9 protein-coding genes and 1 pseudogene are annotated in these 9278 nt (G+C 70.8%); 3 read left to right on the top strand and 7 right to left on the bottom strand.

The window, feature by feature from the left end:
• The 5 genes from VEC04_RS11300 to ccmC all read right to left on the bottom strand — a co-directional run.
• On the bottom strand, positions 1–498 hold a 498-nt coding region (locus VEC04_RS11300; protein ID WP_324776879.1), incomplete at its 3' end, for a hypothetical protein.
• A gap of 93 nt (positions 499–591) precedes the next feature.
• Positions 592–1377 carry a DUF1223 domain-containing protein gene (locus tag VEC04_RS11295; protein ID WP_324776877.1) on the bottom strand — a complete coding sequence of 262 codons (786 nt, stop codon included), beginning with the start codon at positions 1375–1377 and terminating at the stop codon, positions 592–594.
• 311 nt (positions 1378–1688) lie between these two features.
• Complete coding sequence (locus VEC04_RS11290) at positions 1689–2282, bottom strand: DsbE family thiol:disulfide interchange protein (RefSeq protein WP_324776874.1); 594 nt, start codon at positions 2280–2282, stop codon at positions 1689–1691.
• Between the two features lie 4 nt (positions 2283–2286).
• Complete coding sequence (ccmD, locus tag VEC04_RS11285; RefSeq protein WP_324776872.1) at positions 2287–2448, bottom strand: heme exporter protein CcmD; 162 nt, start codon at positions 2446–2448, stop codon at positions 2287–2289.
• Between the two features lies 1 nt (position 2449).
• On the bottom strand, positions 2450–3172 hold the full coding sequence (ccmC, locus tag VEC04_RS11280) for a heme ABC transporter permease CcmC (protein ID WP_324776869.1): 723 nt from the start codon (positions 3170–3172) through the stop codon (positions 2450–2452).
• Positions 3173–3264: 92 nt separating this feature from the next.
• Between ccmC and VEC04_RS11275 the strand changes: the two are divergent.
• Together VEC04_RS11275 and VEC04_RS11270 are read left to right on the top strand one after the other, a co-directional pair.
• Positions 3265–3488: pseudogene (locus VEC04_RS11275) on the top strand (alkylphosphonate utilization protein).
• 76 nt (positions 3489–3564) lie between these two features.
• Positions 3565–5076, top strand: coding sequence for a S41 family peptidase (locus tag VEC04_RS11270; RefSeq protein WP_324776867.1), 1512 nt, complete (start codon positions 3565–3567; stop codon positions 5074–5076).
• 7 nt (positions 5077–5083) lie between these two features.
• Here VEC04_RS11270 and ccmB read toward each other — a convergent pair whose 3' ends face one another.
• Together ccmB and ccmA are read right to left on the bottom strand one after the other, a co-directional pair.
• Positions 5084–5749, bottom strand: coding sequence for a heme exporter protein CcmB (ccmB, locus tag VEC04_RS11265; protein WP_324776865.1), 666 nt, complete (start codon positions 5747–5749; stop codon positions 5084–5086).
• Positions 5746–6345: a heme ABC exporter ATP-binding protein CcmA gene (ccmA, locus tag VEC04_RS11260; RefSeq protein ID WP_324776862.1), complete on the bottom strand. Its 600-nt coding sequence runs from the start codon at positions 6343–6345 to the stop codon at positions 5746–5748. Before ccmA ends, ccmB begins: the two co-directional genes overlap by 4 nt.
• A 201-nt stretch (positions 6346–6546) precedes the next feature.
• Here ccmA and acnA point away from each other — a divergent pair, with 201 nt between their 5' ends.
• Positions 6547–9264: an aconitate hydratase AcnA gene (gene acnA / locus VEC04_RS11255; protein ID WP_324776860.1), complete on the top strand. Its 2718-nt coding sequence runs from the start codon at positions 6547–6549 to the stop codon at positions 9262–9264.
• Positions 9265–9278: the final 14 nt, after the last annotated feature.

The following is a 9278-nucleotide window of genomic DNA, read 5'->3' as shown; positions in this document are numbered from 1 at the left end:
GGCCGGCGCCGGCTGGCGCTGCGCGGGCCGCCGCGGGGCGGGCTGGGGTGGCGGCGGCGGCTGGGCGGCGGGCTGCGCCGGCTCCGCGAGATCCTCGCGCTGGACCACTACGCCCCCGTCCGTCCGATCCTCGGTCCGGCCGATCCGCGAGCCGGTTACGACGACTTCCTCGATGAACGTCTGGTCGGGGCGCAGGGCGGCGGCTTCCTGGCGCAGACCGGCGGCGGTGAGAACGGGCGCCAGACCGGGGTCGCCGCCGGCTCCGGCGCGCAGGGGCACTTCGTCGAGCATGCGGGCGGCGACCGCCAACGCCTCGGCGTCGCGGCGCTCGCGGCCCCAGGCGGCGAGCTCGGCGGCGGTGACCATCTGGGCGACGGCGCGCGCCTCGGGCGTCTCGGCGGCGAGCGGGGGCGTCTGCGGGCCCGTCGCACCGTGCGCCGGCGCGGCGCAGGCGAGCGCAAGGCCGAAGGTCGTCACGAGACGGAGCGCCGGTTTCATGCGGTCACCAGTGAATCCACCCGGGAGTGCGGGCGGCCAAGCTTGCACTGTCGGGGCACGGGTTCAAACAGGCCAGTGACGAAAGCTGACGCGTCAGCGCGGCGGCAGGACGGCGGCGGTGAGGATGCGCCGGTCGGTGCGGGCCTGGACGAGGATGGCCACGGCCTCGTCCGCGTCGAGGCCGGCGGGCAGGTCGTAGAGGGCCGGGCGGCCGGTCCAGGCGCCGAGGCTGCGCACCGAGCGGACCACATTGACCTGCCGCACGGTCTGGCCGCGGTTGTCGCCGCGTTCGATCTCTACGGTCTGGGCGCCCGGCCGGTAGACCACGGCCACGACCTCGGCTCCGCCGGCGGGAACACGGCCGGAACCGACCCCGACCTGATCGCCGGTCTCGCGGAATTCGATCTCGGGCGGGAAGACGCGGCGCGCGGCTTCTTCCTCGACGGCGGCCTTGAGGGCTTCCTCGCGCGCGCCGGGAACTTGGCGGCGGCCGTCGATGACCACCTGCGGCGTGCCGACGGCGCGCAGCTTGAGCGGCCGGCGATAGGCGCGCTGGCGCTGGGCGAACTCGGGCCGGGCGAAGGTGTCGGCCCAGCCGAGGTAGTCCCAATAGTCGACGGCGTAGGTCAGGGCGATGACGCCCGGCGTGTCGGCCAGCGCCTCGATCCGGGTGTTGGCTTCGGGGCAGCCGGCGCAGCCTTGGGCGGTGAACAGCTCGACCACCACGGGCTCGGCGGGCGCCTCGCCGCGCGGCGTAGCGGGGCTCGACGGCTGGGCGCTGGACCCGGCCGCGACGGAGACGGCCAGCATGGCCGCCGCAGGGATGATCCAGCCCCTCGTGCGCATGGCGCGCACCATAACCACGGTCACGGAGGACACGCGCCTCATTTTCGCGTGAGGGGTCAGACGCGGATGTCGAGCAGGCTGCCGGGGCGTTGCGGACCATCTTCGGCGCGGAAGACGCCGGCCGGGACCGTGGGACGGGCGGCGGGCGCGGGGGTCGGCGCGGCTGGCGCCCCGACGCCGTCGAGCGCCGCGCGGAAAAAGTCCGAGCGCGAGGCGCGGACCGGAGAGGGGGGCGCTTGCGCCGGGAATAGCGGCGAGGTTGCTGGGGGACGAATCGCGCTCATGCCGACAGGGTTAATGAAATCCGTCGGAAATGGGTTAAGGCGGCGCCCGCGAGCGGCGGGTCAGCGTTTCGTGGCGGTGGGCAGAGGGCGCGGCGGCGCCTGCATCGACGCGACCAGCCGGTCGATCTCGGCCTGATCCATCAGCGGGGCTGATGCCTTGGCCGTCACCCGGCCCATGGCGTCGACGGCGAAGGTCTCGGGCGCGCCGGTGATGCCGAGGTCGAGGCCGGCGCGGCCCTCGCGGTCGACGAGGACCATGGAATAGGGGTCGCCGAGTTCGTCGAGGAAGGCGCGGGTGTCGGCCGGATCGTCCTTCCACGCCACGCCGACGACGGCCACGCCCCGGGCCTTGAGCGCCATCAGCTGCGGATGTTCGAGGCGGCAGGGCGCGCACCAGCTGGCGAAGACATTGATCAGCATCGGCTTGCCGACGCCGGCGGTCTTGAGGTCGAGCACGCCGGGGCCGGCGGTGGCGCCGGTCAGCATCGGCAGCACCGTTTCCGGGACCGGCTGGCCGACGAGGGCGTCGGGCCGGTATTCGCTGCTCTTGCCTTCGGCCAGAGACCGGCCGGTGAAGTCGCCGAGCCGGAGGGCGGCGAAGGCCACCAGCGCGACCAGCGCGAGCAGAGGGATGACGGCGAACCAGCGGTTCATGAGCTCAGTCCTCCGCCGGCCGTTCGGCCTCGAGCCGCTTCAGCTCGGCCGACCAGCGGCGGGCGGCGAGCAGGGCGCGGGTGGCGAGGGCGCCGAGCACGAGTGCGCTGACGGCCCAGGCGGGCCAGACGAAGGCGGCGTATTCACCCATGTCGAGGTCGAGCATCTCAGGCTTCCAGGGCGCGGCGGGCGCGGATCGACAGGACCCGGCGGCGGGTGATTTCGGTGCGGATGGCGGTCAGCCAGACGGCGAGGAAGAAGATCGCCCAGGCGGCCATGCTGACCAGCAGCGGCGCCAGTATTTCGGCGGTCATCGACGGTCCCTCGGCGCGCAGCAGCGAGGCGGGCTGGTGCAGGGTGTTCCACCAGTCGACCGAGAACTTCACGATCGGCAGGTTGATCAGGCCGACGAGGCCCAGCACGGCCGCGGCGCGGGCCGCCTTCGCCTCGTCGTCGATCGAGGCGCGCAGGGCCATGTATCCGATGTAGAACAGCAGCAGGACCAGTTCCGACATCAGTCGGGCGTCTCCCCAGACCCACCATGCGCCCCACATCGGCTTGCCCCAAAGGCTGCCCGTGATAAGAGCGAGCGCCGTGTAGGCAGCCCCGGGCAGGGCGGCGGCGCGGGCGGCTGCGTCGGCCAGTGGATGGCGGAATACGAGCGCGAAGAAGCTCGAGACGCCCAGCGCCAGATAGATGCCCAGGCCGACCGACGCCGCGGGGACATGGACGAACATGATCCGCACGGTGTCGCCCTGGCGGAAATCCTCGGGGGCGGTGAAGGCGAGCCAGACGCTGAGCACCAGCAGCACGGCGGCGAGCGCCCACGCCATCGGCGTCAGCGGGCGGGTGAAGCGCAGGAAGCGGTCGGGGTTGGCGAGGCCGAACATCGGGACGTCTCTTAGTGCCCCGGCGCGCTTTGCGCTACTTGGGCGCGGGGCCTGTGCCAGACGGTCGCGCCGGGACGGCAGGGGCCTGCGCCATGACCGATGATGTAGCCAGGGATTCGAACGGCAACGTGCTCGCCGACGGCGACAGCGTGACCCTGATCAAGGACCTCAAGGTCAAGGGCTCCGGCGGGGTGACGCTGAAGCGGGGTACGCCGGTCAGGAACATCCGCCTGACCGGAGATCCGGATGAGATCGAGGCCAATGTCGAGAAGGTCCGGGTCTCGTGCTCAGGACCGAGTTCGTGAAGAAGGCCTGAGCCCCATTACCAAGGCTTAACTGGTGGGGTTCGCAGACCTTCGGTAGGTGGCTCGCGAACATCTTTCGGGGACCCGATGAAGCTCCTTCTGCTCGCCGCGGCGGCCGCCGCCGCCGCCGTTCTGACCGCTGCGCCCTGTGTAGCGCAGGATCCCGCTCCGGCCGCGCCTGCACCGGGCTGGATGACAGCGCCTCGCGACTGGCGCGAGACGCTGCGGCAGGACGCAACGGCGCTCCACGCCCTGATCATCGAGAGTCATCCTGGTGTTCACGACACCTTGAACCCGGGTTTCCGCGCCAGCGCTGACGCGGGTCTGGCCGAAGCCCTGCGCCGGGCCGAAACGGCGACCGATGCAGGCGGCTGGTGGTGGGCGCTCCGCGCGTTCGTAGGCAGCTTCGACGACGGTCACGTCCAGCTGAGCCTGGTGGATCAGACCGTGGGCTTCCCGGCCCGTTGGCCGGGTTTTCTGACAGTCTATCGCGGCGCCGACCAGGTCGTGGCCGTCCGCGACGAAGCGGACGCCTCGCTCCCCCCGCCCGGCGCCAAACTGCTCGACTGCGACGGAGTATCCGCAGACCGGCTGGCCGCGCAGCGGATCGGCACCTTCCGCGGCCGCTGGTTCCTGGAGTCGCAAAGGGCGTTGCTGGGCGACTGGCTGTTTCTGAACGCGTCCAATCCCTGGATTTCCGAGATGAAAACCTGCCGCTTCGAGAGCGAAGGCAGGATCATCGAGCACGCCCTGAACTGGCGAGCCATCGAGGCCGCCGACCTGTCGGCGCGCCGAACGAAGCTGGCGCAGGGCCGCGCCGCGGGCTTCGGCTTGCGCACGCTCGACGACGGCGGCGTCTGGGTGTCGATGCCGTCCTTCAACGGCGCCCCGGGCAGCGACGCGCACAAGGCCCTGACGCCGATGCTGGCGGACCTCACGGCGCGCCAAGCCGAGCTGCGCACCGCGCCCCTCGTGGTGCTGGATCTGCGCGGCAATGGCGGCGGCTCGACTCACTGGGGCCAGGAGATTGCGGCTGTCCTCTGGGGCGAGGACTGGGTCCGCGCCCATCCGACGCCGCCCGTCGAAGCCATTGAGTGGCGGGCGTCCGAAGACAATCTGGCGGCCGTCCAGTCCTATCTGGACGAGTGGACGGCCGCCGGCGAGAGCGAGGAGCGCATCGCCTGGGCGCGGGAGATCGTCGAGGGCATGACCGCCGCCCGCGCGGCGGGCGAGCTCTACTGGCGCGACCGCCCGGGGCCGCGGCCGGAGCCGGACGTCGAGGAGGCGCCGCAGCAACTGGTGCACGGTCCGGTCTATGTGCTGACCGACCCCGTCTGTTCCTCCGCCTGTCTGGACGCGGTGGATCTGTGGAAGTCGTTGGGCGCGATACAGATTGGCCGGGAGACGTCAGCCGACACCGTCTATATGGATGTGCGCGGCGTCGAGCTGCCCAGCGGACTGGCGCGGGTGGTGATCCCGATGAAGGTCTGGCGTGGTCGCCAGCGCGGCAACAATGAGCCGCAACGCCCTGTCCACCTGTTCGAGGGCGACATGACAGACGGCGCGGCTCTTGAGGCCTGGGTGCGCGGGCTGGACTAGCCGGCCGTCAGCCCTGGGCGTTGCGAATCGCGGCCGCGCCCGCGAACGGCGCGACCAAGGCGGCGAACAGCACCCAGGCCGAAAGAAGAGCCAGGGCCGGGAGGGGCGACAGGCCGCCGGCCGCCCGCTCCAACGCGCCGGCGCCGAACACAACCGGCGGGATGAACAGCGGCAGGACGACGACGGCGATCAGCAGGCCGCCGCGCTTCGAGCCGAGCGCCAGGGCGGCCCCGAGCGCGCCGGTCAGGGCGAAGCCGAGGGCGCCGATCAGGGCGGAGAAGGCGATCAGCGGCGCCTGTCCGGGCGGCAGGCCGAGCGTGATGGCCGCGATCGGGGCGATGACCGCGAGGGGGACGCCGACGGCCAGCCACTGGGCCTTGGCCTTGGCGATCACGACGAGTTCGAGCGGGACAGGCCCGAGGGCGATCAGGTCGAGGGCGCCGTCCTCAAGGTCGCGCTCGAACAGCCGCTCCAGCGACAGGGTCGAGGCCAGGGCCAGGGCCAGCCAGGCGACGCCGCCGGCGACGGGCCTGAGGCCCGCCGGATCGCCGCCGGCGGCCAGCGGCACGAGTACGGTCAGGCACAGGAAGAAGCCGCAGGCCAGCAGCGGGCCGCCGCCGCCGGACCAGGCCAGGGCCAGTTCGCGCCGCCACAGGATCAGCAGGGCCTTCACCGGCCGCCCCCGATGTCGACGGCGCGCGAGGCGACCGGCAGCGGATCGTGCACGGCGGCGAGGATGGCGCCGCCCTTGTCGATGTGGGCCTGCATCAGCAGGCCGAGGACCGCGCGCCAGCGGGCGTCGAGCGGGGCGAAGGGCTCGTCGAGCAACCAGATCGGCCGCGGCGTGGCGATCAGTCGGGCGAAGGCGAGGCGGCGGCGCTGGCCGGCGGACAGCTGGCGCACCTCGAGGTCGAGCAGCGGCTCGAGCGCCAGCACGTCGACGGCGGCGGCGATCCCTTCCGGGTCGGCGCCGAGCCAGCGCGACTGGAAGGCCAGTTCGTCACGCGCGCGCCGGCCGCCCTTGAGGCCGTCGAGGTGGCCGAGCCAGTGGAGGTGGCGGCGCCGCGCCTCGGTCGGCTCGACGGCGGCGAAGGCGATGCTTCCGGCGTCCGGGCGGATGAAGCCGGCCAGCGCCCGGAGCAACGAGGTCTTGCCGGCGCCATTGGCCCCAGTCAGGGCCACGGCCTCTCCCGAGGCGAGCGACAGCGACAGGTCGCGGAACAGCAACCGCTCGCCGCGCGACAGGGTCAGGCCGGCGACGGTCAGCATGGCCGCGGGACCCAGTTGCGAGCGTCTCTCAATGCCCCTGCGACCGTCGTGGATACATGGACGCCCGTTGCAACCATCGCTATATCCGGCCTCGCCGCAGCAGGCGTTCGCCGCGCGCGGCGGGGACCTGTGCGCCCCGTCGTCAGTCGCGCGATCGTGCAACCGGATTGTCGGGCGGCGTGAACCAGAGGAAGCCTCTCCATGCCGTCAGTCGACAGCCTTTCCACCCGGCGCGATCTTTCCGTCGGGCGCAAGAAATACGCCTATTACAGCCTTCCGGCCGCCGAGGAAGCGGGCCTGACCGGGATTTCCCGCCTGCCGCGCTCGATGAAGGTGCTGCTGGAGAACCTGCTGCGCAACGAGGACGGGGTCTCGGTGACCGAGGCCGACCTGCGCGCCATCGCCGCCTGGATCGACAACAAGGGCGCGGTGGAGCACGAGATCGCCTTCCGGCCGGCCCGGGTGCTGATGCAGGACTTCACCGGCGTGCCGGCGGTGGTCGACCTGGCCGCCATGCGCGACGCCATGTCGGCGCTGGGCGCCGATCCGTCGAAGATCAATCCGTTGAACCCGGTCGATCTGGTCATCGACCACTCGGTGATGGTCGACCATTTCGGCGACCCGTCGGCGTTCGAACGCAACGTCGAGCGCGAGTACGAGCGCAATATCGAGCGCTACAACTTCCTGCGCTGGGGCTCGTCGGCCTTCAATAATTTCCGCGTCGTGCCGCCGGGCACCGGCATCTGCCACCAAGTCAACCTCGAGAACCTGGCCCAGACCGTGTGGACCGCGGCCGAGGGCAAGACGACCCTGGCCTATCCGGACACCGTGGTCGGCACCGACAGCCACACGACGATGATCAACGGCCTGGCGGTGCTGGGCTGGGGCGTCGGCGGCATCGAGGCCGAGGCGGCCATGCTGGGCCAGCCGATCCCGATGCTGATCCCCGAAGTGGTGGGCTTCCGCCTGAACGGCGCCCTGCCGGAAGGCGCGACCGCCACCGATCTGGTGCTGACCGTCACCCAGATGCTGCGCAAGAAGGGCGTGGTCGGCAAGTTCGTCGAGTTCTTCGGCCCCGGCGTGACAAGCCTGACCATCGAGGATCAGGCCACCATCGCCAACATGGCCCCGGAATACGGCGCCACCTGCGGCTTCTTCCCTGTGTCGGCGGCGACGCTGGCCTATCTGACCGCCACCGGCCGCGACAAGGCGCGGGTGGCGCTGGTCGAGGCCTATGCCAAGGCGCAGGGGCTGTGGATCGACGAGACCTCGGAAGATCCGGTGTTCTCGGACGTGCTGGAGCTGGATATGGGCACGGTGGTGCCGTCGCTGGCCGGGCCGAAGCGGCCGCAGGACAAGGTCGAGCTGACCGTCGCGGCGCCGTCGTTCGAAACCGCCCTGGCCGAGGTGTTCAGCCGCCCGACGGATGCGCCGCGGGTCAAGGTCGAAGGCGAGACGTTCGACCTCGGCGACGGCGACGTGGTCATTGCCGCGATCACCTCCTGCACCAACACCTCCAACCCGTCGGTGCTGATCGCCGCCGGTCTGGTGGCGCGCAAGGCCCACAAGCTGGGCATGAAGGTCAAGCCGTGGGTCAAGACCTCGCTGGCTCCGGGCTCGCAGGTGGTCACCGACTATCTGACCGCGGCCGGTCTGCAGGATGATCTTGACGCCCTGGGCTTTAACCTGGTCGGCTACGGCTGCACCACCTGCATCGGCAACTCGGGTCCGCTGGCCGAGACCATCTCGAAGGCGATCAACGACAACGGCCTGGTCGCGACCAGCGTGCTGTCGGGGAACCGCAATTTCGAGGGCCGGGTGAATCCCGACGTGCAGGCCAACTACCTGGCCTCGCCGCCGCTGGTCGTGGCCTATGCACTCGCCGGCTCGATGCGGATGGACATTTCGAAGGACCCGATCGGCAAGGACAAGAAGGGCAAGGACGTCTTCCTGAAGGACATCTGGCCGACCTCGAAGGAGATCGCCGACATCCAGAAGAAGTCGGTCACCCCGGCCATGTTCGCCAAGCGCTACGCCGACGTGTTCAAGGGCGACAAGCACTGGCAGGGCATCAAGGTCGAGGGCGGCCAGACCTACGCCTGGGACGACGCCTCGACCTATGTGCAGAACCCGCCCTATTTCGACGGCATGTCGATGGAGCCGGCGCCGGTCGCCGACATAGTCGAGGCCCGCGTGCTGGCCATCTTCGGCGACTCGATCACCACCGACCACATCAGCCCGGCCGGTTCGATCAAGAAGACCTCGCCGGCCGGCCATTACCTGACCGAACACGGCGTCGACACGCTTGACTTCAACTCCTACGGCGCGCGCCGCGGGAACCACGAAGTGATGATGCGCGGCACCTTCGCCAACATCCGCATCCGCAACAAGATCACGCCGGACATCGAGGGCGGGGTCACCAAACACTTCCCGTCGCAGGACGTGATGTCGATCTACGACGCGGCCATGCGCTACCAGTCCGAGGGCCGACCGCTGGTCGTGTTCGCGGGCAAGGAATACGGCACCGGCTCGTCGCGCGACTGGGCGGCCAAGGGCACCCGCCTGCTGGGCGTGCGCGCGGTCATCGCCGAGAGCTACGAGCGCATCCACCGCTCCAACCTGGTCGGGATGGGCGTGGTGCCTCTCCAGTTCAAGGCGGAGGGCTGGACCCGTCTGGGCCTGACCGGCGAGGAGATCGTCACCATCCGCGGCCTGTCGGACGCCAACATCGGCAAGCTGCGTCCGCGTCAGGACCTGTGGGTCGAGCTGTTCCGCCCGTCGGACGGCAAGATGGCCCGCTTCCCGGTCCGCTGCCGCATCGATAACGCCACCGAGATGGACTACTTCAAGGCTGGCGGGGTCATGCCCTATGTGCTGCGCAATCTGGCCCGCGGGCCGGAAGCGGTCGCGGCGGAATAGGACGGAGAAAGGCC

The organism is Brevundimonas sp., assembly GCF_035626535.1.
GTDB lineage: Bacteria > Pseudomonadota > Alphaproteobacteria > Caulobacterales > Caulobacteraceae > Brevundimonas.
The sequence above is the reverse complement of the archived record's forward strand: the minus strand, read 5'-3'. Positions and strand labels throughout refer to the sequence as shown.

Excerpts from the sequence above, each read along its gene's own strand:
- ccmD (WP_324776872.1), bottom strand. The coding sequence starts at position 2,448 with ATGCTCGACCTCGACATGGGTGAATACGCCGCCTTCGTCTGGCCCGCC.
- ccmC (WP_324776869.1), bottom strand. The coding sequence starts at position 3,172 with ATGTTCGGCCTCGCCAACCCCGACCGCTTCCTGCGCTTCACCCGCCCG.
- VEC04_RS11290 (WP_324776874.1), bottom strand. The coding sequence starts at position 2,282 with ATGAACCGCTGGTTCGCCGTCATCCCTCTGCTCGCGCTGGTCGCGCTG.
- VEC04_RS11270 (WP_324776867.1), top strand. The coding sequence starts at position 3,565 with ATGAAGCTCCTTCTGCTCGCCGCGGCGGCCGCCGCCGCCGCCGTTCTG.
- acnA (WP_324776860.1), top strand. The coding sequence starts at position 6,547 with ATGCCGTCAGTCGACAGCCTTTCCACCCGGCGCGATCTTTCCGTCGGG.
- ccmA (WP_324776862.1), bottom strand. The coding sequence starts at position 6,345 with ATGCTGACCGTCGCCGGCCTGACCCTGTCGCGCGGCGAGCGGTTGCTG.